This is a genomic window from Methylotuvimicrobium alcaliphilum 20Z (genome assembly GCF_000968535.2).
In the GTDB taxonomy this organism is placed as follows: domain Bacteria; phylum Pseudomonadota; class Gammaproteobacteria; order Methylococcales; family Methylomonadaceae; genus Methylotuvimicrobium; species Methylotuvimicrobium alcaliphilum.
The window spans coordinates 3,030,718-3,057,143 of sequence record NC_016112.1; the positions used below are offsets into that span (position 1 = coordinate 3,030,718).

Here is a 26,426-nt window from a genome sequence, read left to right on the forward strand (position 1 = left end):
TATACACAAGCACAGACGACCTGCCGTGTAAAAACGGCAACCGGGCAATGGATACCATTGAGCGTTAGTACTGATAGGGGTAGGGAAGATTTCTCTCCCCTCCCTCCGAACCGTGCATGCGGTTCTCCCGCACACGGCTCTCCAGTCGGTGGTTTCCTCATCGGGACAAGCTGGTGAGCAATGGTGTTATTAATTGGTGAACCCCATTACTCCGCGTTACCACGTCAGCCCGCAAACTCGGTTTGATTCGTTACCTTCGGCTCCCTTCAACGGCTGAGCCTCTTTAAGCCTTTTACCTGAGGTTGGCTTAATGGCCGTGACACCGAACGCTACCTCGTTTCCACCTTCCTACCCTTCTTTCCTATGGCCGGTTTTGCTAGCCGGCTTTTACCATCTTTTCCCCTCTCGGTTTAGGCTCGTGTTTGTTTTCTCTGTTTCCGCCTGGTTTCCCAGCGGTGCCACACTATCCTCGCCTTGCCTTGAGCTTCCTCGACTTACGGTAATATAAGGGTTCTGACTCCTGCCACGGTCACCTCCGTAACAGGTCTCCCCAGTTTCTTCACAATACCTTCTGAACATTCCACTCCCAACCACAAGGTAGGCCCATTTATCGTTTTATCTGCCACAACAACGTAAATGATGGTTTTCAGGCTTCGTCGACTCCCAGGGGACTCGCCGCCTTACCCTGCCGAATCGGATTCGCTTTACTGCGGACTGCTCTTTTGCCTCCAGTTGCTCTCCACCCCACCTCGCGGTGACGCAGTTACTTTCAGCTACGACGTTATGGCTTACGCCGACAGGGACTTACACCCTGCTGATTTTGTGCCCTCCTGGGCGCACTGGGAGCGACGCCTTCGTCGCGATATCGAGGCCGATGTCGTTAAACTCCCGTTGTGTTTTTCGAAGCCTGCAACGCTTAGCCGACTCTTTTTCAAAGCATTGGCGTTGCGACTTCGATTCCGTTATTCGTTTTTCGGCATTTTCGGCTTCGACGATCGCGATCTGGGGATCGCTCCCACAGGGGATGTTTGGGTTTAGTCGATGCTACTCCACTTCGTTGACTTTTCTTCACCTGGCAAGCTTGTCGGGATAATCCTGTAAGCACCAAGCCCCATGCTGGACGCCTTGCCGGCATGCGTCCATTGGCCTAGCCAAAGGTAGGGCCAAAAGGCTTCGTTGTCTTGCATCTCTAGGCTGAATCGGCCGAGCAGTCCGCCCATGTTCATTTCGGTTTGCTGTCTCGATGAGTAGCGCGTCCAGTCGTGCCATTGGAGCTTGGTTTCGGTGCAATGTGTTGCCGATGCCTGTTTGGTCAATCCGGCAAAGTCGGTTTCAAGCGGCGTGTCAGTATGAAAGTAGCTGAGCATGGATTGACGGCGCAGCAGGTTGGCGAAGAATTTGCCGAAGTTAAAATAGTCCGGCGTCAGGTTTTTTCCTTCTTGTTTGATGCGAAGAGGCGTCTCCAGAGAGATCGTAATAGATTCAGGCGGATCGGGTATCTTAGGCATCGATGCCGGCGGCCTCGGTTGCAGTTCACCCTCCCGATATAGGGTTTGTTCGCCCTCCATGGCGTCGAGGTAATCGATATGATGCAGTTCGAAGCGCTGCCTGTGCCCGCCAATGCCGTCGAGCCCGGCTTTTTGCAGGGCATGAACGATGTACGGAAAGTAGCGTTCGGCATGTCCGAACAAGATTATATCTAACGCATAGCTCGTGTCGATGGCATCTTGCTGTGGAAAACGTAATACGAAGGGATGCGGCGCTGCATTGTATTTGCGCATTTTCTCGCTACCCGGTGGCGGCGGCGTTTCGAACACGACGCTGTAGGCGCAGGCGTTTTTTAATAGACATTGCGCGCAAGGCGTATTACGAACGACGCAGACGGTCTTTTTTAAGGCATGGCCGAATGCGCCTCGCCAAGCAGAGCCGGGAAAAACCGGCAGACGAACCGGATGTTCGGTTTCGAAATGGAATCGGTAGTGATTGAACGGAATGGTGAGCGGTGTTGAATGCATGTAAGACCTCCTTGTGTGCAAGAGTAACGAATCTAACGGCTTTTGCCAGTTTCGGCAAGCTTTTCAGGTTCGTTTATTTTCATTTTCATTGCGCAGCCGACAGTTTTTTGTTCGGAAGAAAACCGGCTTTTACCTTCCTGATCTAAAACGATATCGAAGGCACTTCGTTTTACCCCAGCGACGAATTTCCTTAGCCGAAACTCCTATTTCCTAAAATTCGACTCGATTTTTCTTTCTCGCACTTATTGTCGATAGTTATTGAAATGCACTGGCGAATTGCCTATGCTCCGCTAGCGGAGTTTAATTAACTTCGTATTTCATAACGCTCGACTCGATTCACGGCACATCAACAACGATATCGCCCTATAGGCCCACAGGTCTAATCGGTCACTGGCCCTCTACCGGGACGATGTGCTTAAACAAAAACAAAAAGGAAGCACTATGAAAATTGGTATACCTAAAGAAATACACGAAGGTGAAAAGCGCGTCGCGACGACGCCCGAGGCCGCCGAAAAAATCATCAAGCTCGGTTTTTCGGTCGCGGTCGAATCCGGCGCGGGTCTCGGTGCCGATATTTCGGATGAAGCCTATCGAAAAGCCGGCGTTGAGATCATCGAAAGCCCCGAAATAATTTGGCGGGACTGCGATGTGGTCATGAAGGTACGTCCACCGCAAAAACATCCGAAACTCAAAAAAGACGAAGCCGAATTGCTCAAGGACGGCGGTCATTTAATCAGTTTCATCTGGCCCGCACAAAATGAAAAATTAATGCAGAAGCTGGCTGCGAAAAACGCTACGGTACTGGCCATGGACAGCATCCCTCGGATCTCCCGCGCGCAAAAAATGGATGCGCTCAGTTCGATGGCCAACATTGCCGGCTACCGCGCAGTGATCGAGGCGGCTCAACATTTCGGCCGCTTCTTTACCGGCCAAATCACCGCGGCCGGTAAAATTCCACCCGCCAAAGTCTTGGTCATCGGCGCAGGCGTTGCTGGGTTGGCCGCGATCGGTGCCGCGAAATCGCTCGGCGCGATCGTACGGGCTTTCGATACCCGCCCCGAAGTGAAAGAGCAAATCGAAAGCATGGACGCCGAATTCTTGATGCTGGATTTCGAGGAAGAAGGCTCCGGCACCGGCGGCTATGCCAAAACCATGTCCAAGGAATTCATTGAAGCCGAAATGGCGTTATTCGCGCAACAAGCCAAGGATGTCGACATCATCATCACGACCGCTTTGATTCCCGGAAAACTGGCACCGAAATTGATCACCAAGGCAATGGTCGAGTCGATGAAATCCGGCAGCATCGTCGTCGATCTAGCCTCGGAACAAGGCGGCAATTGCGAACTCACGCAAAAAGACAAGGTCGTTGTCGAGCATGGCGTCACGATCATCGGTTACAGTAATTTGCCCAGCCGTTTGGCCAATCAATCCAGCCAGCTCTATGCCACCAATTTGAGGCATTTATTGACCGATCTTTGCCCCGAGAAAAACGGACAGCTCAATATCGACATGGAAGACGAAGCGATACGCGGCGCCACGGTCATCAAGGAAGGCAAGATTACTTGGCCGCCGCCTCCGCCGACATTGTCTGTCGCGCCGAAAACAACGGAAGATACTAAAGTCCCGGCCGTTATCGAGAAGCCTTCAGGATTGCCGATACCGCAACCGGTCAAGCAACTGCTTCCGCTGATTCTCGGCGGCCTGGCGCTGTTCAGTGTCGGCTCGGTCGCACCGGAATCGTTCATGTCGCATTTCACCGTATTCGTACTGGCCTGCTTCATCGGCTATCAAGTGATCTGGAATGTCTCGCCATCGCTGCATACGCCGTTGATGAGCGTTACCAATGCGATTAGCGGCATCATCGTGATAGGCGCGTTGATTCAAGTCTCGGCGCCGGGCTTTTTGATGACGTTATTGGCGGGTCTCGCCGTGTTGGTCGCGTCGATCAATATCGTCGGCGGCTTTGTCGTAACGCGCCGTATGTTAGAAATGTTCAGGAAATAGGAAGGTCCCATGTCTCAAAGTCTAGTTTCAATGTCTTACATCGCGGCGGCCGTTCTGTTCATCTTGAGCCTGAGCGGACTCAGCAATCAAGAGACCGCCCGTCGCGGCAATTATTACGGCATGGCCGGCATGACCATCGCGATCTTGGCCACGGTGCTGAGCGATTCGGTCACGGCCTATGTCACGCTGATCATTGCCTTGCTAATCGGCGGTACTATCGGCGTCAAAGCCGCTCTGAAAGTCGAAATGACGCAAATGCCGGAATTGGTTGCGATCATGCATAGCCTGGTCGGGCTAGCGGCGGTTCTGGTCGGCTACGCGAATTTTATCGAGGAAGGCACTTCCCTTTTCGGAGTCGAAAAAACGATACATGAAATCGAAATTTATGTCGGCGTGCTGATCGGCGCGATTACGTTTTCCGGTTCGGTGATCGCATTCGGAAAGCTTAGCGGCCGTATCGACGGAAAACCGCTAATATTGCCCGCTCGGCACTGGCTTAATCTTAGTCTGCTGATCTTGGCTATTTTGTTCGGCAAATGGTTTCTCGCGCAAGCCGAAACCGGCGGCGGCATGCTTCCGTTACTGTTGATGACGGTTATCGCGCTGGCCTTCGGTGTACACATGGTCATGGCGATCGGCGGCGCGGATATGCCGGTCGTCGTTTCGATGCTGAACAGTTATTCCGGATGGGCCGCGGCCGCGACCGGTTTCATGCTTAGTAACGATTTATTGATCGTTACCGGCGCGTTGGTCGGTAGCAGCGGCGCGATCTTGAGCTACATCATGTGCCGTGCGATGAACCGGCATTTTCTCAGCGTGATTGCCGGCGGTTTCGGTACCGGTAGCAGCGGCGCGGCGGCTGAAATCGTCGGCGACGTCAATCCGATCACACCGGAAGAAACCGCGCAATTGCTAATGTCGGCAGGACACATCGTGATCGTTCCGGGCTACGGCATGGCAGTCGCACAGGCGCAGCATACCGTGTTTGAAATCACAAAACTGCTCCGCCACAAGGGTAAGAATGTGCGCTTCGGTATTCACCCAGTCGCGGGACGCATGCCCGGCCACATGAATGTACTGCTGGCCGAAGCCAAGGTCCCTTACGACATCGTCTTTGAAATGGAGGAAATCAACGAAGACTTTCCCCATATCGATGTCACGCTGGTGATCGGCGCAAACGATATCGTAAATCCGTCGGCGCTCGACGACCCGAACAGTCCGATCGCCGGCATGCCGGTTCTTGAAGTCTGGAAGGGTCAAACGACGATCGCGATGAAGCGCAGCATGGCCTCGGGCTACGCCGGCGTCGGCAATCCCTTGTTCGTGATGGAAAACACCCGCATGCTGTTCGGCGATGCGAACGACACGCTACAGGCGGTTTTGAAAGCGTTGAGCGCTTAAAAAGGTGCCTAGCTCCTAGCCGGCACTGCCATTAAGTTAAGCCGTTCGTGGTGAGCCTGTCGAACCATGGACGGCTTAACTTATCGACCCAGGATTTTTCCATTCACCCTTCGACAGGCTCAGGGCGAACGGAAAAATCCTTAACTTAATGGCAGTGGCTCCTAGCCGGACAGAGTCTTTGCTCCGTCCGCTTCAACCGAAGACGGCATGATTTTCCGCGCCTACTGTCGAAGCAACATATGATGTCCAATAGAATTATTTTGTCACTCCAGTTCATCTTCCTCGTTCGTTTCGATCGCGATGATTTACGAAGTGGAATTGAGCACTCGATCACATTTATTTTAAACCACTAGACTGCTGCTTGTTTGTTAGAATAATGCAATATAAATTGTAACTATTCAGCGCATGCGGTAGGTTGGTGTCAGGCACCTTCTCATACATGACTTATGCTGAATAATTACTATAAATTAAAACTTCTTGCAAAATAGACAAACGGCCTCCCCTGCTTGCATTAGGATTATTTGCTTAGCTCGACGCTCCCTTAACAAATTAAGGTTCAAGGTGATTTATCATGGACGTGAAGAACGTAGATATATTAATTGTTGACGATACCCCCGCCAACCTACACTTATTGGCCAGCATTTTAAAAGAAGAAGGCTATAAAATCAGACCCGCCGCGAATGGTGAAATGGCCTTGGCGGCGATTGCTAGCAGGGCCCCCGACTTGATCCTTCTGGACATCAAAATGCCCGGCATGAACGGCTTTGAAGTTTGCGCACGCTTGAAGTCCGACCCGTCCACTCGTAATATTCCTGTACTATTCATCAGCGCCCTAACCGACGTAAACGATAAACTCAAAGCCTTCAGTGTCGGCGGACTGGACTACATTAGCAAGCCCTTTCAGTTCGAAGAGGTCAAAGCGCGCGTTTCCACGCATTTGCAATTGAAAGAACTGCAAAATCAGATGGAACGAAAGATCGAAGATGGCGTGCGAAGGATTCAACAACTCAACCGGGAAATTATCGACACGCAACGCGAAGTCATTTTAACTCTGGGCGAAATTTGCGAAACGCGCTCTCACGAAACGGGCCTGCATGTCAGGCGCGTGGCCGAGTTCAGCTATTTGCTCGCGCAACTGCGCGGCTACGAAGAAGCGGAATTGATCAAACACGCCTCGCCGATGCACGACATCGGCAAGGTGGCGATTCCGGATTATATTCTAAACAAACCCGGCAAACTGACCGCCGAAGAATGGAAGATCATGAAAACCCATAGCGAATTGGGCTTTCAAATGTTATCGGTTTCTAATCGACCGCTATTGCGCATGGCGGCAATCATCGCGCAGCAACATCATGAGAAATGGGATGGCGGCGGCTACCCCCTGGGCTTACAAGGCAAAAATATTCATATTGCAGGCCGCATCACCGCGATCGCCGATGTCTTGGATGCCCTTGGCCACGAGCGCTGCTATAAACCGGCTTGGGCAATAGACGACATACTGGATTTTTTTAATGAACAAAGAGGCAAACACTTCGACCCGGTACTAATCGATTTGTTTATGGAAAATCTCGATCAGTTCTTGGCCAAGATAGAATTTTTTAAACAATTAGATCGATTCGACGCGACCATCGTTTGAGGCCGAAGCATGCCTTTCACACTTCGGCACCGACACTCCATACTCTGAACGCACAAAAACACAAGAGAAACCTCATGCTTTCAGCATTAAGACTATTGATTGCCCTACTCCTAACGCAAACTCCGGCTTTCGCTAAAGAAATCGCACTCCCCGTTCCTCCCGAATCTGTCGGTCTATCTTCGCCGCGATTACAGCATATCAGCCGTTTAATCGACCGGCATATCGACGAGAAAAAGATCGCCGGCGCCGTCGTACTCGTCGCGCGTAAAGGCGAGATCGCCTATTTTCGCGAAGCGGGACAAGCCGGCACCGACCAGGCCATGCAAAAAGACACTATTTTTAGAGTGGTGTCGATGACCAAACCGTTGACTAGCGTGGCGACGATGTTGCTGTACGAAGAAGGCAAGCTATTGCTGTCCGATCCCGTTTCTAAATACATCCCCGAATTCAAAGATCCCAAGGTATTGGAAATGCAACCGCCCGGCTCGGCATCCGAATATAAACTGGTGCCGGCAAAACGGGAAATAACCATTCGCGATCTACTTAGCCATACTTCCGGCTTGCTATATCTGTTTCCTAATAACTATTATCATGAACGAAACCGGCAATTAGTGGTCGACTTCTATAAAGAAGCGGGGATTACCGACGGTTTTTGCCGGCCGAACGAAACCATTGGCGACATGGTCAAACGACTTGCGCGCTTGCCGCTTTATCAGCATCCGGGCGAACTTTGGGAATACAGTCTCGCCAGCGACGTGTTGGGTTATCTGGTAGAGGTCGTATCCGGCATGCCGTTCGACCGATTCATGCAACAACGCATTTTCGATCCGCTAAAAATGCACGACAGTCATTTTTATTTGCCCAAGGAAAAAATGCACCGCCTGGCTTCCGTTTGGAAAAGCGATTGGCAAGGCTCCTTGGCTCCCGCCCCCGACAAGATGCTTGACGGCGATCTAGCCCTATGTCCATCCGATGCACTGGCCTTATCCGGAAAATACCTTACCGGCGGCGCCAATGTGCTATCCACGGCACATGACTATTACCGTTTCGCGCAAATGCTGCTCAACAAGGGCGAACTGGACGGCGTGCGCCTGTTGAGCCGTAAAACGGTGGAGTTGATGACCGCTACCAACCATATCGGCCATTTCGATGCGGACTTCTTACACGGGCCGGGCTGGAAATTCGGCTTAGGCTTCGCCATTCAGCAAGACCGCGAACATGATGTCGATTCCGGCGATCCGGGCGTATTCGAATGGGCAGGCATCTATTCGACCCGCTTTAGCATTAACCCGAAAGAAGAAACCATTACGATATTCCTGTCGCAAACCTCGCCGTTCAACTTGCATTTCGGATTGTGGGATACCTTGCTGGTGTTGACCAACTCGGCCATTATCGATTAAACGAAGGACTGACATGAAATTCACTAAAAATCCGTTTCGATTGAGCATTGCGTTAATCGCAATCTTATTGTTTTCCGCCAACTCCTCAGCGACGGGACCTCGCATCAAACTCGACATGTTCACCGACAGCGCCAATGTCATTTACGCGCTTGACGGCCCGCCCTTGATCACGACCCAGCTTAGCGGGGGCGGAGTAGCGCTCGAACTCGTCAACACGATCATGGAAAGACAAAATATCCAAGCTCCGATCAATACCCTCCCTTTATCGCGCATGCTGAAATATTACATGTTTCAAGAAAACGCCTTGGCCTTGGTCGGCTCTCCGCTTAGCTTTACTAAAGACCAACAAAAATCACTGATTTTCATTCCGCTATTGCGCTTACAGGATCATTATTTTATTTACCGCCCCAATCAATCCGAAGGATTTCCGTGGTCGGGCGACCTTACAGCCCTAGAAGGACGCGTCTATGGCGCGAACCCGGAAGAAGATGTCAGCGCTTACCGGCAAGCCGGTATTAAAACGATAACAGGCAACACACTCAATCTATTGGAAAGGTTGAAATCCGGTTCGGTCGATTTCATCGGCGATACGGAATTGACCGTCGATTGGTTTCTCGATAAAAACTTATCGACCGAAAAACCGCGTTTTATCAAGCTGGAACCCGCTGCGGGAGAGCGCAACTTATCCATTATTTTCAATAAAAAGCACCCGGAAGGCGAATCCTTGGCAAAGCAATTCAGACAAGGCCTCGATGCCATCATCGCCGACGGAACCTACCAAAAAATACTCGAACAGGCATTCGGCGAAAATAAAGCCGTAAGCACGTCCGTCTTACCTCTCAAGTAGATTGTCGATGCGTTGGTTTTTGTTATCGCTTTGGCTAGGCATCGCGATCGCGCGTGCCGATACCGATTTCGTCGTCATCGATGCGAATGAAAGCGTCCCCTATTGGTGTCGATTCACCCCCGAAGGAGGCATGGGCAGCGAGTTACTGCAAGCCATGTCGTCCGCCGCGGGCTTAACCACGCAAATTCGTTTCGTACCGCTGTCGAGAATGATTGAAGACCGGTCCAATAACGACTCGGGTAACCCCGAGTTTTTCATGTGGCAACAAGAGTTTGCCGCGATCATCCCGATCGCGATTTCGGAAATGTCGCTATTTTATTATCGCCCTCATCACTCAAAACCGCTGAAAGTCAAAGGCTTTAACGATCTTAAATCCTATAAAATCGGCGTTTTGAAAGGCATTTTGATTAATCGGAAAGCCTTGGAACAAATGGGGCTCACTTTTGAAAGCAGTTATACTCAAGCCTCCTTATTCAAAAAACTTAAAGTAGGCCGTATCGACTTGGTCATTGAAATCGATTTAGTAGGCCGGCAAATGATTAATCAACTTTATCCGGAACTTGCCGATGATTTCGTCCGCATGCCGCTATCCAATACCGTTTCGCCGATCGCGATCATGATCGATGCCAATTATCCGAACGCCGACAGTATTGCCGAACGTTATCGAGAAGGCTTAGCAAGCATTATCGCTAATGGCGAGTATCAACGAATCGTCGAACGTTATTATCCTGACGGAAAACTGCCGGATGGTTGGTTTGACAGTTTGAGCCGTTTTCAACAAATGTATGCCTATTAAGGCTCTGCATGAAATTCCGCTTAAAAAGCATCAAGTCCAGACTCACCCTCTTACTGCTGACCATTGCCGTAATGGGTTTCGGCCCTTACGAAACCTATAACTATATCCAGACAAAGCAGCGTCTCCATGATGAACTGGAAATTTCGGCCGATAGGCAAATAAGGCGCTTGAAAGAAAGTCTCATCATTCCATTATGGGAAATGGACGACCGTTGGATCGACAAATTAATCAACATCGACATGCTCAACGAGGATACCTATGCGATACAAGTATCCGGCGATGAACAATTATGGGTCGCCCGAATCCGAAATGACGAATGGCAAACCATTCCGGGAAATCGTCAACCGATCGACGGCAACTTTGTTTTTCGCGAAGGCTCGGTGAAACAGGATGATGTCGAAATCGGTCGAATAAAGCTTTATCTCAGTAAAAAGCGCTTAGATGAGCAATTGCAAGAGGCTCGATTGGTCACCACGATCAGGGGGCTAACGCTCATTTTTCTAATTGTGTTTTGCCTTCGTCTCGCTTTGGAACTGATCGTCGTCAAACCGCTGTTACAGTTGCTTGACGTAGTCAAACGAATTGCCGCCGGCAATTACAACGTCACTTTTAACCAGAGGCTACATGGCGAGTTAGGATTATTGGCGCGCGGCATTCTGCAAATGATGCAAAATCTGCATCAGCGTGAAACGGAACGCGATATCGTTACCGCCGAATTACAACAAACCAACAAAAAACTGGCTCACGAATTACACGAGCATGCCAAGGCGCAAATCGCTCTGAAAGAACTGAACGAAACCCTAGAGCAGCGCATCGATGAACGTACCAATGATTTAAATCGCAGCAATCAATCCTTACGGGAAATCAGTCTTGCCTTCGAAAAAGCCAAAAATGACGCCGAATCGGCCAATAAAGCGAAAAGCATTTTCCTAGCCAACATGACTCATGAACTGCGTACGCCAATGAATGCCGTATTGGGATTTTCCAGGTTGATGCAAAGCGATAGCGACCTAACCGCCACGCAACGCGAAAACCTCGACATCATCAATCGAAGCGGAACTTACCTGTTGGAATTAATCAATCAAGTGCTGGACATGGCTAAAATCGAATCGGGGCGCATGATCGTCGAAAACGCACCTTTCGATTTAGGCTCCGTAATCCGCAACATCATCGACATGATGCAAGAGCGCGCCAAGTCGAAAGGCTTGCAACTACGTATCGACCAATGCTCGACCTTTCCCCGGTTTATCGATGCCGACACCGCAAAATTTCGGCATATCCTGGTCAATCTTTTGAGCAATGCAATCAAATACACGAAACAGGGCGAAATCACCTTAAGGCTCAATGCGCACCGCCAAACCGACCGAGACGGTTTGATGTTGGTTTGCGAGGTTGAAGATACCGGGATTGGCATAGCCGCCGAAGACATACCCTATATTTTTGCCCCATTCGTACAGCTAGGTTCTTTATCGGATCAACAAGGTACGGGCTTAGGCCTTGTCATTACCAAGCAATATGTCGAACTCATGGAAGGCGTGATTAGCGTTCATAGTCAGCCGGGAAAAGGTTCGCTATTTCGCGTCGAGATTCCGGTCGGCGATGTCGCCGAATCTACGATCGAAGACTTTCATGACTCCATCAATAGCCGCGTTATCGGTCTGGAACCCGGCCAACCCGACTACAAAATACTGGTCGTCGAAGACAAAGCGGAAAATCGCTTGTTGTTGAAAAAAATATTGGAATCGGTCGGCTTTAACGTTATGGAGGCAACAAACGGACAAGAAGGCGTCGAGGCATTCAAACAGTGGCATCCAGATTTTATTTGGATGGACCGTCGCATGCCGGTCATGGATGGAATCGAAGCGACTAAAACCATTCTAGCCTTGCCGGAAGCCGACAAGGTCAAAATCGCCGCGGTCACGGCATCGGTTTATTTGGAAGATCGGCAAGCTTTTTTCACGGCCGGAGTCTGCGACATCGTCAATAAACCGTATCGTAACGAGGAGATTTTCGATTGCATGGCCAAGCATTTAGGGGTACGTTTTTTATATGCCGAAGACGAAGACTTAAATAAACCTAGCGATGTGGCGATGCAGGAAAATGTACTTGACCGACTCAAACATCAGTCATCAAAATGGCTCAAGTCGTTCGAACATTCGGCAATTGAACTGGACGTAGAGGGATGCTTGGAGCTAGTCAAAAGCATCGGCGCGGACGATACCGAATTAGCGGAACAATTATCGGTCATGATTAATCACTTCGAATTTGACCTTATTCTTCAGCTATTATCAACGGTCCAGCAAACTATGAAAGAAAGTTAGGATTGGATCACACTCCTTTCATACTGAAAAACCGTACGACTTGATTTATACCTTTCGCACTTCAAATTTCGGCAGTGCCCGAGTAGGCGCCGTGGCATACGCATCAAGCTAAGGATGTCGCTAAAATTAACTTACTGAATTGCCAAAGTTTCATTTAGGCCGCTTCCCCAAATATGCTGTTACCCAAGCCCCAGCTCTCATCGTTATACATAAGTCAAAAATTACCCTTTTGCAATCTTAACCAATGAGACCTCGATACCATTTATTGTCACTTCATATTAGCGGATCACCTAACGCTAGCCGAACCGCGTAGGGTACGCTGTGCGTACCATGGTAACCCCGCGATATTCATGTGCCAACCGAACCGCCAGGGCACGGCTTTGGTACGCGCAGCGTACCCTACAATTTATGTATAACGATGAGAGCCCCAGCTTGGGTAACCTGTTCAGGAAGCTCTAGCTTCCCGACAATCAAGGAAGATTGAACAAGCAAGTCAGGTTTGATTGAGAATGTGCCGAGGTTGCGTCGGTCTCAGGAAGCTGGAGCTTCCGGGGTGTCTTTCCCAAGCTGGAGCTCACTGCCATTAAGTTAAGCCGTTCGTGGTGAGCCTGTCGAACCATGGACGGCTTAACTTATCGACCCAGGATTTTTCCATTCACCCTTCGACAGGCTCAGGGCGAACGGAAAAATCCTTAACTTAATGGCAGTGCAAGCTGGAACTAGGGAAAGAGCGTGATGTGGGTTGGCCGTTTTTAGCTTTATGCGCATGGGCGCCGGGCCGAATTTTTATCTACGAAGGGTATATTTACAGGGCTGTCAATCGCATCCCTGCCCTCAAAATCATCGAACAATTTTTCAGAATGAAGGGCGCAATGAGGAACCCAAGCCTTATTCTAAACATAAGGCCGTCAAGGTTGTTGCTTATTTCGAAATGCCGGTGTTAAAGTACAGATAAGATTGATTGAATCAAGTCGCATGGCGTCTTAATAAAGGTTAGTCACATCAATTAACGGTCACACCACTTTTTACGGTTACGCTTATGATCCATCATGCCCTAGCCTTACATTTTCACCAACCAGCCGGTAACCTTGAGTTTCTTTGGGAACATGAGCCCTGGGAAGCGGAAAAAATTCTCTTCGCGCTTGACCGGATTCCGAGAACGCTTTGGCCATATCAAGGCTTGGGTAAAGTCCATATTTCATTATCGGGAACTTTGCTCGAAACCCTGTCGAACCCGTTTTTCCAACAGCTCGTATACGGAAAAGTCGACTGCGGTACGTTGCTATGGTATCTCCAAAATGAAGAGATCATCCGAGTACTCGGCTCCGCATATTACCACCCTGTTCTGCCTCTGATTCCCGTAGCCGATCGCGAGCCTCAGGTGGAGCGCTGGCTGGGTATAGGAAAACACCTTCTCAACCGCGAGAAATTTCCAGGTTTTTGGCCTCCGGAAATGGGTTTCACGATGGAGTTGATTCCACTACTCAAACGATTCGGCTACCGATATGTGTTTGTCGATAGCGAACATGTGGAGGCATTAACACCGATGAGTTGGGAAGAATTGCACTATCGGCCTCACATAGCCCGTAACGGCAACGATAGCATCGTAGTGATCGTCAGAGACAGAGACCTATCGAACGCTCAAGAGTCGGGAATGGAATACGCTTGGTTTAGCCGCGAGGTTCACGATAGAACGCGTTGGTGCCATTTTGAACCGTTAGTGACAACCTGCTCCGATGGGGACAATGGCGGCTGGTTCCGCGACACCTCACCTCATAACAACTTCTGGGGCGTGTTTTACCAAGAGTTCATGGCTCAAGCCCAAAGCGGCACCGACGATATTCGACCCGTATTTGTGGAAGATTATTTGGCCAGACACGGTACCTATGGCGAAGTCTACGTCCGCCCCGGTGCTTGGAATACCGGTTGGCATCACGGCCGCGACTTTCAACAATGGACCGGCTCGCAAGCTCAAAAAGACGCCTTGTCTCGTGTCCATGCGATAAGCAAAATCGTTCACGAAGCCCACTGGCAGAATTTAGAACAACAAAATACCGACTCTACATTGGAGGATTTACTGGAATCCACGATGTGGCACTTACTTCGTTCGGAAACCAGTTGCAACTTCTATTGGGGAGAGGACTGGGTTCATCGTTGTCATGAAGACCTTAACGACTGTGTATCGACCTTGGAAGCCATTCACGAACTTATTGCCAACCCGAGATGATTGATTAAAATAAGATCACACATAATAATTAATTTTGATAAGCAAGAGCATTAAGCCGATTGCCAAGAATAAACCTACCCAATTGACTCAGGATTTTTGTTCGACTACAACATCCGGAAAGGAGCCTAGAGTTGCGCTCTGTAACCCTTTCCGGCTTGCAGTAGTAGATGAGCCGAAAGACCATCAGTTGAGTATGTTTTTCGCCGGAAATCGCTTAAACCAACGTTTCTCGTTGGAATTCCACCCCCATCATCCCTATCGGCCGGATACCGTCGTCAAGCTTTCAAGGAAGTTAAAGCCCATTGCTATCCACGATGTCACCCCGGCAGCCTATGCCCGAGCGATAATTAACGCATATATAATCTAATGTAAACTCAACCAATGAGGAATCTCAAATGGATCAACTTCCGGAATATGTCGATGAATTTCCCAATTTTTGCGGTGCCGAAGAACAAGTCTTGAAAACCGTCCGACAAGGACGTAGTCAAGAACTCTTTCGAGAAGCCGGGAAAATAGACTTCGCCAATACTCGCGCCGCCTGCGCGATTGCACTGCACATGCATCAACCGTTGATTCCTGCCGGTGGAGACGACTTGTCGACTGCTGCCATTATCAGCAATCTGCAATATATGATGGAACACCCCGATATCGGCGACAACCACAATGCCGGCGCGTTTCATTATTGCTACAAAAGGATAGGCGAATTTATCCCGCAACTAATCAGTGAAGGCAAAAACCCTCGCGCGATGCTGGAGTATTCCGGCACGCTATTCCATGGTCTGCGTAAGATGGGCCTTCACGATGTTTTCGATACGCTCAAAACCGTCACCTGCAATCCCGAATTCAATCACGCGGTCGAATGGTTAGGCGCGCCATGGGGGCATGCCGTCGCCCCGTCGACACCGGTTCAGGATTTTCGTTTACATGTATTGGCCTGGCAACAGCATTTCGCGGCTATTTTCGGTTGGCAAGCCTTAGAGCGCGTCAGAGGCTTTTCGCCATCGGAAATGGCATTGCCCAATCACCCGGATGTCGCTTATGAATTCGTTAAAACACTTGTCGATTGCGGTTATCAATGGGTGCTCGTGCAAGAACATAGCGTCGAACATCCCGAAGACGGCAACAACCCGCGTCAGCCGCATTTACCGCATCGTCTGGTTTGCACCAACTCAGCCGGCGAAACCGCGAGCATTATCGCTATTATCAAAACTCAAGGCTCCGATACCAAACTGGTAGCGCAAATGCAGCCTTGGTACGAAGCACAAAGCCTATCGACGCTAACGCTAGCCGGACACGAGGTACCGCCATTAGTAACGCAAATCGCCGACGGCGAAAACGGCGGCGTCATGATGAACGAGTTTCCCGCCAAGTTCATGGAAGTTGCCAGAGAATCTTCTTGGAGCGATGTGCCGATGATGAATGCCAGCGAATATCTGGAGCATCTTTGGTCGATCGGCATAAAAGAAGATGACTTGCCGGCGATTCAACCGGTTTTTCAACGGGCTATTTGGCAGCGGATGAAGCCGGGAGACGGCTCGGATCGCTTAGCTAAAGTCATCGAAGAGATTAAAGGCGAAGACCATCGATTTCATATGGATGGCGGCAGTTGGACCAACGACTTGTCCTGGGTCCACGGTTATGAAAACGTGCTGGGACCGATGGAAGAAATCAGCTCGTTGTTCAATGAAAAAGTCATTAAAACGAAAATACCAAGTTCCGATGCGCGTTATCGCAACGCCCTCTTTCACTTACTTTCCTCGCAAACCAGTTGTTATCGTTACTGGGGTCAAGGCCAATGGACCGACTACGGACGGGAAATTTGCCGGCGCGCAAAAAATGTATTGGAATACGATTTTTAATCTTTCAAGCTAGAAAAAGCAGTTGGCATGTGTTGTATACCCGCCGAATTTCACGCTGTTTCCCAAGCTCCAGCTCTCGCCGTTATACACAAGTATCGGTAAACTTGCTAAACAGAACTTGGAAGCGGTGCTGTTTGATAAATCTGCGGATATTGGACATCAGTGGCTTCGAAATCGCGACGAAGGCGTCGCTCCCACAAGGGGCCGGAGGCTCTGATAGGGGTAGGGAAGATTTCTCTCCCCTCCCTCCGAACCGTGCATGCGGTTCTCCCGCACACGGCTCTCCAGTCGGTGGTTTCCTCATCGGGACAAGCTGGTGAGCAATGGTGTTATTAATTGGTGAACCCCATTACTCCGCGTTACCACGTCAGCCCGCAAACTCGGTTTGATTCGTTACCTTCGGCTCCCTTCAACGGCTGAGCCTCTTTAAGCCTTTTACCTGAGGTTGGCTTAATGGCCGTGACACCGAACGCTACCTCGTTTCCACCTTCCTACCCTTCTTTCCTATGGCCGGTTTTGCTAGCCGGCTTTTACCATCTTTTCCCCTCTCGGTTTAGGCTCGTGTTTGTTTTCTCTGTTTCCGCCTGGTTTCCCAGCGGTGCCACACTGTCCTCGCCTTGCCTTGAGCTTCCTCGACTTACGGTAATATAAGGGTTCTGACTCCTGCCACGGTCACCTCCGTAACAGGTCTCCCCAGTTTCTTCACAATACCTTCTGAACATTCCACTCCCAACCACAAGGTAGGCCCATTTATCGTTTTATCTGCCACAACAACGTAAATGATGGTTTTCAGGCTTCGTCGACTCCCAGGGGACTCGCCGCCTTACCCCGCCGAATCGGATTCGCTTTACTGCGGACTGCTCTTTTGCCTCCAGTTGCTCTCCACCCCACCTCGCGGTGACGCAGTTACTTTCAGCTACGACGTTATGGCTTACGCCGACAGGGACTTACACCCTGCTGATTTTGTGCCCTCCTGGGCGCACTGGGAGCGATCCCCTGATCGCGATTTCGAAGTCGGGCACGTTGGGCGACAAAAAATGGTATCGAGGTCTCATTGGCTAAGATTGCAAAAGGGTAATTTTTGACTTATGTATAATGATGGGAGCTCCAGCTTGGGAAACAGCGGACAGCGCGCCTCCTCGCGAGTTGAATTTTATTTTAAAAACCCCTGATTTTCCTAAACGTCAAATTGATCCGGGGCGATTTCAATTGCCCGATTTTTGGAATGGCATGGCGCCAATGATGCTGAAGCGAACCGGCCATGACCAATAAATCTCCATGACCCAGCACCAAGTCCAACTTCTCCTTAGATTTATTATGAACCAGTCTGAACAATCTTTCATCCCCCAAACTCAATGAAGCAATAGCAGGATTCATACCCAGTTCTTTTTCGTTATCGGCATGGTAACCCATCGAGTCCTGTCCGCTTCGATATAGATTCGCCAGTACGCTATTGAAAGTAAATGCAAAATCCGATTGGATTCGTTGCCGTATCGCATTCAGTTCAGCCGTCCAAGGCAATGGTTCATGCTTGACGCCGGAATAGGAATAAACCGCTTCAGGATCGCCGTACCAGCATGTCAAACGCGGCACGTTAACCGGCTTACCAAACATCAATATCGACTCTTCCTGCCAAGACAGCCTATCGAGCAATATAGCAAACAGTTTGTTCGCATCATCTGACGAGTAATATTGCTTGAGCAAAAAAACCTCGCCATCCCGAGGCGCTAAATTGTTGAGGGCGAATGAATCGAATGACGGCATTTGTTTGACGGAATGAAAAGCCAGTGATCGTTTTCTATTGAGCCTTAGCGGCCAAATCGATCAACTGAAGATCTTGTAACAACACCGGCTTGCCGATTCCGTAACCTTGCGCATAATCGACACCCAGCTCACTTAGCAGCTTTAAAATGCGCTCGTTTTCGACAAACTCGGCAATGGTTTTCTTACCCATCACATGACCGACCTCATTGATCGACCTGACCATCGCCAAATCGACCTCATCGTCAATAATGTCCTTGACGAATAAACCGTCAATCTTGAGAAAATCCACCGGTAAATTTTTCAGGTAGGCGAATGAAGACAGACCGCTACCGAAGTCATCCAACGAAAACAAACTGCCCCGATCTCTCAGCGCATGAATCGCACGCGTTGCGTTCGATAAATTGGCAATCGCGGCAGTTTCGGTGATTTCGAAACAAATTTTATCTGTCGGCACTTCCCATTGCTTAAATTGATTGGAAATATATTCCAGCATCGTTTCGTCGGATAACGATAACCCCGACAGATTAACCGAACATAACGACATTTTATCGATAAACCTGGGGCGCATCGCCAGCCATTCGAATAACGAAGCAATCACCCACTTATCTAAGGCGGCCGCCAAATTATAACGTTCCGCGGCCGGTAAAAAAGCACCTGGCGGTACGATATGCCCGGCGTCGTCTTGGTATCGAATCAAGGTTTCAAAATGTAAACCTTCATTGTTATGGCCGATAGGCACGATCGGCTGTCCGTACAAACGGAATTGATGATTTGCGATGCCTCGTTGAATTTTCTCGACCCACTGCATTTCTCCCTGCCGGGAAGCCAATTCTTGATCGTTCGGCCGAAAAATATGTACCCGGTTTCGGCCTTTTTCCTTAGCCGCATAACAAGCCGCATCGGCATCCTTAAGCGATTCTGTGCTATTGCCGCTAATACTATTGATCCCGGCAATGCCAATACTAACGCCGATCGAAAAAGTTCGATCTTCCCAAGCAAAACGAAACTCTTGTATCGCCTTTCGGATTTTTTCACAGGTAATCGCGGCCTGCGTCAACAAACAACCTTTCATCAAAATACCGAACTCGTCTCCGCCCAAGCGCGACAATAAATCATCTTGGCGGATTTGACTTTTGATCAATACGCTCAATTGCCTCAATAACTCGTCTCCGGCCACATGACCGCATGTATCGTTTACGACCTTAAATTGATCTAAATCGAGATAGCATAAGGCATATTCAGTTCTCGAATTACGTGCGGAACGCAAGGCTTGTTGTATTTGTTTATCGAATTCGGTTCGATTAAGCAGACCGGTCAAGCTATCGTGTTGCGCTTGATAGGTAATCTGCTCGGACAATTTACGCGCCTCGGTTATATCCTCGCACACCAATAAAATATTCATTTTATTTTGAGCTTGAATTACCCTCGCCGCACCTCTGACCCAAATAATACTATTGTCCTGACAAATCATACGAACTTCGATTTTATTGACCCGGAGCGGGTCCTTCACACAAAGTCCAAACATCTCCTCCATCAATTCGCGATCATCGAAATGAATGAAATTAAAAATCAACTCGCCTTGCAAGCGCCGGTCGCTATGAATTAATTGTCTCGCTCCAAATTTATTGACGGAAATAATGCGTCCGTCCGGTTCGACATTAAAAATAATCGTCGGGTTATCGTCATAAAGCAGTAAATAGCGATTCTTCGCTTCTATCAGCGCTTTATTCTGCGTTTGTACGGTCTCGATCATCGCATTGAAAGTATCGGCTAACACCCCTAACTCGTCGTCCGCAAACTTTGTTGCCCGCAACGAATAATTCCTTCCGACATCGATTTTCTTTACGGTATCGAGCAAATGATTGATCGGTGCGACGATGAATCGAGACAGTTGGATTTTCAATAGTAACGTCAACAAGATACTTGCCAACACTGTGATCGAGAACCAACGGAATAAATGAATCCGCTCCCAAAACAAGCCCGATACATCACCCGCGAGATATACCAAGCCAACAGTCTCCTTATTGGCTTTGATCGGAATACGGGCAATCGTTTGAAACCAATGATATTCTTCTATCCTATGTAAATCCGGGCATTGGTTCGAACCGTTTAAACTCGAAAAAACACTTCCCTGATTATCATAAACACACGCCAAGTTGATGGCGTTCAGTCGACTAGCCGTTTTCAATTCATGCTCGATAGACCCATGCCGACTCATTGATAAGGCCATTGCACTACGCTCGCTAATCGTCTCGGCTGCTGAAACCAGTGCAGTGGAAGACGTCTGTTTTATTGCGACCAGTTCAAAAAATGCCCACAACAGAGAAATGCATAAGCCGAGACAAAGAGCGGCGAAAAATGTCGCCATCGAAATTTTATGCTCAAGCGACAAACTACGTATCGAGCGCATCATAATGGCCTATATTGTTTGGCAGCGCTGATGTCATGACATTTCCAGCACATCCTCAGAGCAAATCTCAATCGACAACTTCGATCATAACCGAATCAATATTGAAAAAAACATTTGAACGCATCGATCATGTAACCGTGATCCAAAACACCGGCGCTTTCGCGAATACTGTGCATCGCCCACATCGGATTACCGACATCGACCGTACGGAGACCCAACTTGGCTGACGTCATCGGGCCGATGGTACTACCACAGGGCAAATCACTTCGATGAGAATATTTTTGATACGGTACGCCGGCTCGCTCGCACCAGCCCGCGAACATCGCCTCGGAAAGGCTATCCGAGGCGTAGCGTCGATTGGCATTGACTTTAATAACCGGCCCCTTGTTGACCAATACCTTATGATCGGGTTCGTAGAACATCGGAAAATTGGGTTGATAGGCATGCGCCATATCCGCGCTGATCATGAAACTTTGCGTCAATGCGCGTTGATAATCTTCGCCTTGCAATCCGGAAATCGTTGCAATCCGGCCCAACATATCCGGTAGAAAACTACCATCGGCGCCTTTGCAAGTCGTGCTGCCGATTTCTTCATGATCGAAAAACGCGCATACCAAAGTTTTACCCGATGTCAGCACCGTTTCGTCCAACAAAGCCGTTAACGCGGCATGACAAGAGGCTAAATTATCCAGCTGGCTGTCCGCATAGAATTCATCGTCCGCTCCCCAAAACGCACCTTTCTGCGTATCGTAGACGTTTAATTCAAAAGCCAGCAATTGCTCCGCCCTGATATCGGAGACTTGTTCGAGTAATTCCGAAAAATAGGTCGGCGGCAACTGCTGTTCGGCGAACAACGAGAGTATTAACGGTAGTTCGAGTTGCTTGTTTAATTTCAAGCCGTCTTCATTGACGCCTCGATTCATATGAATCGCCAAATTAGGCAAGCGCAGCAACGGCCGCTTGAAATCGATCAATTCAGTATGTATGCCATCGCCGGACTTATAACTAATTCGGCCCGCCAAACTTAAATCCCGATCGGTAAACGTAGCCAGAATCGGTCCGCCATACACTTCGACGCCAACTCTGATATAGCCATCCAATAAATTCGCGGCATTCGGCTTGACTCGAAGCCCTGGAGAATCGGTATGCGCACCGATAATCTTGAAACCGGTTTCATCGAGCGATTGATGCCCTTGTACAAACACGACGACCGATGAATCGTCGCGAACGACATAGTAGCGCCCGCCGGACTCCAGGGACCATTTAGGAGTCTCGTCCAGCTTGACGAACCCGTAAGGCAGCAAGGCTTGTTCAACCGTGCTGACGGCATGCCACGGACTCGGGCTCGTATCGATAAAATCCAGTAACTGTTGAACCTGTAGATGTGAATCGATCATTTCTTTTTCAACTCCAATGCAGCCGAATTGATGCAATAACGAAGGCCGGTCGGTTCGGGACCGTCCTCGAAAACATGCCCTAAATGCGCATGACATGATTTACACGTCACTTCGACACGGCGCATGCCATGACTGCTATCCTCCGATTGAATTAAGCTGTCGGCGGAAAAGACATCCCAAAAACTGGGCCAACCCGAACCTGAATTGTATTTAGTATCGGAATCGAAAAGCGGATTTCCGCAGCAAACGCAATGATAAATCCCCTCCTCCTTACAATCGGTATATTTTCCGGTGAACGGCGGCTCGGTCCCTTTATTCCAACAGATGTTGTACTGTTCCGGCGTCAGTTTTTCTCGTAATTTTCGATCTTGTTTAGGCTCCGTCATAGCACACCTTTAATGCAGTTAAATTGCTCATGATAAGCCTTAAGTACCGGTTCGGCAAAACAGACCAAGTATACCGTTTCCAAGTCGACACAATTTTGCAAATTATCGGCTATCGAATTAATCGCGATTGCTGCAGCCTGATCCGCTGGATAGCCGTATACGCCGCACGAAATCGCAGGAAAGGCCATCGACTTGAATCCGTGTACGGCTGCGATATCCAAACAAGAGCGATAGCAAGAAGCCAACAGCTTCGACTCATCGTTGTCGCCTCCCGACCATATCGGCCCGACGGTATGAATCACGAAACGGGCCGGCAAACGAAAGCCGGGCGTTATTTTTGCCTGACCGACTCGACAGCCATTCAGTTTTTTACAGGCTTCGAGTAACTCCGGACCCGCGGCACTATGAATCGCGCCGTCGACGCCGCCTCCGCCCAATAACGAAACATTAGCCGCGTTGACGATCGCGTCGACTTTCAGCTGGGTAATATTATCCTGGATGATTTTTATCGTCGCCGTCATAGTGCTCTCCGAATAATTTAACCTAACGTTCATGAAGGCCTAGCCATCGCCCCGGCAAATGAAAGTTCTCTGGTGGCGGAGGGTGCGGTCACTCGCCCGACAGGACGCCGTGAATACGTCCATGTAGGCTCGACGGCGGCTCCCTGCCGCCGACGCCTGTCGATCGAGCAACCGCACCCTCTCTGGAACCGGTATTGCCAGAACAGAGTTTTGTATATCGAAAAATTAGATAAAGTGTCCAAATCTACGAACTTTCACAGTAAAAAGAGCAGTTGAGAGCCTCAAACTCCCGTTCGCCCTGAGCCCCTTCGGCTACGCTCAGGAGAGCCCTGTCGAAGGGTGAACGGTAGTTTGAGGCTTCACCAGGCCGGTGAACGTGTTGTAGACCCTTCATGCTTCGACTTTACTCAGCACGAACGGTCTACAACACATGCCAACTGCTCTTTTTAGGTTTAACGCTAAAACTTTGTCCGCGCCGTGTCGCTTGGCCTTATGATACAATTTTGCGATAGTAACTTTATAGATAAATCACAAACTATGACTGAAATATTAATTAGGGGCGGTGAGTTAATGGCGATAGGCATGGGAATTGTATTTCTGTTCCTTGTGATGTTGATTTTTGCCGTCAATTCGATGTCGACACTAATCGCGCGCTTTATCGATGGACCGACAATTAATGCAGACAATACCAAACCCGCTCCCGCACCTTCTCAAGGGGACATCGATCCCAGTCTAATTGCCGCTATTTCATCCGCGGTTCATCAATATCGCAATAAAGGTCCTCAATCCACTCTTTCTTGATCGAAAAGCGTCTCACTATTTAAAGGTACGAGATATGCCTGGCGATCTCGCCTCGGCAATTGCTACTGCATTGCCCTGTACCCTTATATATACCCATCGTAGATCAAAATTCAGCACCGGGGTGTCCGTCAAAGGACGCCGTGAACCCTGCACCTAAATTATCCAAGATAGTTAATCATAGCCAATGGACTATGGAATTTAGGTGCTGGGTGAATACGTCCATGTAGGCTCTATGACAGCTCCATGCTGGCAAAGCCTTTGTCGGACACCCCGGCGCCTCCTCGGGCACTGCCGAAATTTGAAGTGCGAAAGGTATAACAAAAAATATATGCTGTTACCCAAGCTCCAGCTCTCATCGTTAAACATAAATTGTAGGGTACGCTGCGCGTACCAAAGCCGTGCCCTGGCGGTTCAATTGGCACATGAATATCGCGGGATTACCATGGTACGCACAGCGTACCCTACGCGGTTCGTCTAGCGTTAGGTGATCCGCTGATGTTAAGTGACAATAAATGGTATCGAGGTCTCATTGGTTAAGATTGCAAAAGGGTGATTTTTAACTTATGTATACTTTAATGACCTATCGTTTTCGTTTTGGTCGATGTTTTGTTTTGGTAACGGTATTCCACTGCAAATGCGATAAAAAGCAGCATCCATAACCAGGCAATGGACCGAACACCATAGAATTCCCAATGCATATTGAAAGGTAACATCATCGCCCCAGCCGCCAACCAAAACGGAAAAGCCTTGGTTTCATACCAAACCGAAACCGCAGCTTTCCAAAAAACCAAGCCAAAAGCGACTAGATAAGCAATCAAACCGATAATACCGGTCACCATCAACACATCCAGCCCGTAAAAATGAGCATGCCCGAAAGGAATAGACGTATAGCCTCTTTGAAAACCCAAATCGCCCAATGCTTTAACTCCGACACCGGTAACCGGGTAGTCGAGAAACAATTGCCAGGCGCCCTGCCATGCCTCGATTCTCAATGAAGTCGCCGTATTAATGGCTTCCGGATCGGTCGATAAGCCGCTCAAGGTTTGTTCAAGCCGGTTTTTTAGCTTATCTGAAACCAACATACTTGTGCCGATTGATACGGCCAATATCAGCAAAATTTGCCCAATGGTTTTAATATCGCGACGCCGTAAGAGAATCACGGCATATACGAACCACACGACCAACAATGTCAACCAAGCGGAACGGCTACCCGATAATAAGACGACCGCAAAATAAGGCGCTAATAATAGCCAATGCCAATTTTGCCCTGAACGCAATGACAAGCGACGGCCCGCTTCAATCAAAAACGGCGACAAATGAGCAAAGACAATGCCGATTCTTATCTTAGGATGAAAAATCCCGGTTAAACGATAGCCGTTATAGGGCCACCCAAAAAGATTATGACCAACGAAATATTGTATCAACGCATCGAATGTCCAAAACATCAAGATCGCGGCAATCCCGTAAAACAAAAAATCGGAGCTGAAGTCTTGCGCAAACCGGCGAATCACATAGACCCCGGCTACTGTATACAACATAAAATACAATACAGTAATGAGCGTTTTATCAATTTTATAGGCGCTAACGCTAGCAATCAGTAACGGTACCGTAAGCAATAAGGCGACACTCATATACAGCGATAAATCCGGTAGGCTCCGAATACCTTCCCGATAAAAGCCGTTCAGGCTAAGCAATAGTAAAATAATAACCGGCAAATAAAAGCTTTCGCCAAACGGCTGCACAACCACGAAAAGAATGACCAGCAATTCGACATGACGGCGCACAAGCCAATCCCGCCAAAATGAAGTTGACGGTGAATCCGTAAAACGGTTTTCTGGTTTCATAAGGATATGAATAGATCAAGATAACAAGATTAAATGGCCGCAAAATAGACTTATCTGACTTTTCTGGTTCCCACGGTCCTTCGCTCATCGTTATACATAAGTCAAAAATTACCCTTCCTATCGTTCCCACGCTCCGGCGTGGGAACGAAGACCGAGACGCTCTAGCGTCTCGTACCGCTGGAGCGGTACTCAGGCGTTCCCACGCAGAGCCTGGGAACGATAATTGCCGGGGGGACTGAATAGTTGCCTCGTCGTTATATACCTTTCGCACTTCAAATTTCGGCAGTGCCTAAGGAGGTGCAGGGGTGTTCGGCAAAGGCTTTGCCGGCATGGAGCCTACATGGACGTATTCACCCAGCACCTAAATTCCATAGTCCATTGGCCAAGCGCGCCAAGATTTTTCGCGAAAGCTGAAATGGGGTCCGTCCGATTTCAGCAGCGAAAAATGACTTGGCGATTATTGCCTTCGGCGGCCCCGATTCGCCCTGCGTCCGTGCCACTACGCCACATCATCGTATACTCGATGCGGCTCCGTAGCACTCCCACAAATGGCTTTACGCCGTGTCGCGATGCCTTGTATTTTGCCTCCGCCTGCGCTATTCGCGCAGACTCCGGCAAAACACCCGGCGCTACGGCTATCGGGGACTAAAAATCTTCACTTCGCTAACGCTCCGTTTCCAAGATTTTCAGCGTATGATTAACTATCTTGGATAATTTAGGTGCAGGGTTCACGGCGTCCTGTCAATCGAGCCACCACCCCCCCTTCCGACAGTTGTCTAAGTTATTTCATGCTCGTT

At 49.2% G+C, this 26,426-nt stretch carries 17 protein-coding genes; 10 read left to right on the top strand and 7 right to left on the bottom strand.

All coding sequences use genetic code 11. The annotated features are described in order from the left end of the window. Nucleotides 1-1,034: 1,034 nt before the first annotated feature. On the bottom strand, nucleotides 1,035-2,015 hold the full coding sequence (gene cas6 / locus MEALZ_RS12925) for a CRISPR system precrRNA processing endoribonuclease RAMP protein Cas6 (RefSeq protein ID WP_014149090.1): 981 nt from the start codon (nucleotides 2,013-2,015) through the stop codon (nucleotides 1,035-1,037). A 441-nt stretch (nucleotides 2,016-2,456) separates the two neighbouring features. Here cas6 and MEALZ_RS12930 point away from each other — a divergent pair, with 441 nt between their 5' ends. The 9 genes from MEALZ_RS12930 (at nucleotide 2,457) to MEALZ_RS12975 (ending at nucleotide 16,506) form a co-directional block, all read left to right on the top strand. Further along, complete coding sequence (locus tag MEALZ_RS12930; protein ID WP_014149091.1) at nucleotides 2,457-4,019, top strand: Re/Si-specific NAD(P)(+) transhydrogenase subunit alpha; 1,563 nt, start codon at nucleotides 2,457-2,459, stop codon at nucleotides 4,017-4,019. A 9-nt stretch (nucleotides 4,020-4,028) separates the two neighbouring features. After that, complete coding sequence (gene pntB / locus MEALZ_RS12935; RefSeq protein WP_026130081.1) at nucleotides 4,029-5,420, top strand: Re/Si-specific NAD(P)(+) transhydrogenase subunit beta; 1,392 nt, start codon at nucleotides 4,029-4,031, stop codon at nucleotides 5,418-5,420. Nucleotides 5,421-5,991: 571 nt separating this feature from the next. Continuing rightward, nucleotides 5,992-7,056 carry a response regulator gene (locus tag MEALZ_RS12940; protein WP_014149093.1) on the top strand — a complete coding sequence of 355 codons (1,065 nt, stop codon included), beginning with the start codon at nucleotides 5,992-5,994 and terminating at the stop codon, nucleotides 7,054-7,056. A 74-nt stretch (nucleotides 7,057-7,130) separates the two neighbouring features. Further along, the gene (locus MEALZ_RS12945) at nucleotides 7,131-8,456 is read left to right on the top strand and encodes a serine hydrolase domain-containing protein (protein WP_014149094.1); all 1,326 of its coding nucleotides are present in this window, start codon (nucleotides 7,131-7,133) and stop codon (nucleotides 8,454-8,456) included. 13 nt (nucleotides 8,457-8,469) lie between these two features. Further along, entirely contained in the window at nucleotides 8,470-9,303 is an 834-nt protein-coding gene (locus MEALZ_RS12950) for a substrate-binding periplasmic protein (protein WP_014149095.1), read from the top strand. Between the two features lie 7 nt (nucleotides 9,304-9,310). Next, a complete protein-coding gene (locus MEALZ_RS12955; RefSeq protein WP_014149096.1) occupies nucleotides 9,311-10,099 on the top strand; it encodes a substrate-binding periplasmic protein in 789 nt (262 codons plus the stop codon). A gap of 8 nt (nucleotides 10,100-10,107) precedes the next feature. Next, entirely contained in the window at nucleotides 10,108-12,420 is a 2,313-nt protein-coding gene (locus tag MEALZ_RS12960) for an ATP-binding response regulator (RefSeq protein ID WP_014149097.1), read from the top strand. Nucleotides 12,421-13,459: 1,039 nt separating this feature from the next. Beyond that, a complete protein-coding gene (locus MEALZ_RS12970) occupies nucleotides 13,460-14,647 on the top strand; it encodes a polysaccharide deacetylase family protein (RefSeq protein ID WP_014149099.1) in 1,188 nt (395 codons plus the stop codon). 395 nt (nucleotides 14,648-15,042) lie between these two features. Continuing rightward, a complete protein-coding gene (locus MEALZ_RS12975) occupies nucleotides 15,043-16,506 on the top strand; it encodes a hypothetical protein (RefSeq protein ID WP_014149100.1) in 1,464 nt (487 codons plus the stop codon). A gap of 1,158 nt (nucleotides 16,507-17,664) precedes the next feature. Here MEALZ_RS12975 and MEALZ_RS12980 read toward each other — a convergent pair. The 5 genes from MEALZ_RS12980 to MEALZ_RS13000 form a co-directional block, all read right to left on the bottom strand. Next, the gene (locus tag MEALZ_RS12980; RefSeq protein ID WP_014149101.1) at nucleotides 17,665-18,270 is read right to left on the bottom strand and encodes an alpha-ketoglutarate-dependent dioxygenase AlkB family protein; all 606 of its coding nucleotides are present in this window, start codon (nucleotides 18,268-18,270) and stop codon (nucleotides 17,665-17,667) included. 34 nt (nucleotides 18,271-18,304) lie between these two features. Next, nucleotides 18,305-20,683, bottom strand: coding sequence for an EAL domain-containing protein (locus tag MEALZ_RS12985; RefSeq protein WP_014149102.1), 2,379 nt, complete (start codon nucleotides 20,681-20,683; stop codon nucleotides 18,305-18,307). Between the two features lie 92 nt (nucleotides 20,684-20,775). Continuing rightward, nucleotides 20,776-22,077 carry a M18 family aminopeptidase gene (locus MEALZ_RS12990; RefSeq protein WP_014149103.1) on the bottom strand — a complete coding sequence of 434 codons (1,302 nt, stop codon included), beginning with the start codon at nucleotides 22,075-22,077 and terminating at the stop codon, nucleotides 20,776-20,778. After that, nucleotides 22,074-22,463, bottom strand: coding sequence for a peptide-methionine (R)-S-oxide reductase MsrB (gene msrB, locus MEALZ_RS12995; RefSeq protein WP_014149104.1), 390 nt, complete (start codon nucleotides 22,461-22,463; stop codon nucleotides 22,074-22,076). Before msrB ends, MEALZ_RS12990 begins: the two co-directional genes overlap by 4 nt. Then, nucleotides 22,460-22,984 (bottom strand): O-acetyl-ADP-ribose deacetylase, encoded by a 525-nt coding sequence (locus MEALZ_RS13000; RefSeq protein WP_014149105.1) that lies wholly within the window; start codon nucleotides 22,982-22,984, stop codon nucleotides 22,460-22,462. Before MEALZ_RS13000 ends, msrB begins: the two co-directional genes overlap by 4 nt. Before the next feature lie 537 nt (nucleotides 22,985-23,521). Between MEALZ_RS13000 and MEALZ_RS13005 the strand changes: the two genes are divergently transcribed. Next, nucleotides 23,522-23,785: an OadG family protein gene (locus tag MEALZ_RS13005; RefSeq protein WP_014149106.1), complete on the top strand. Its 264-nt coding sequence runs from the start codon at nucleotides 23,522-23,524 to the stop codon at nucleotides 23,783-23,785. A gap of 572 nt (nucleotides 23,786-24,357) precedes the next feature. Here MEALZ_RS13005 and MEALZ_RS13010 read toward each other — a convergent pair. Then, nucleotides 24,358-25,629: an O-antigen ligase family protein gene (locus MEALZ_RS13010; protein ID WP_014149107.1), complete on the bottom strand. Its 1,272-nt coding sequence runs from the start codon at nucleotides 25,627-25,629 to the stop codon at nucleotides 24,358-24,360. Between the last annotated feature and the right edge of the window lie 797 nt (nucleotides 25,630-26,426).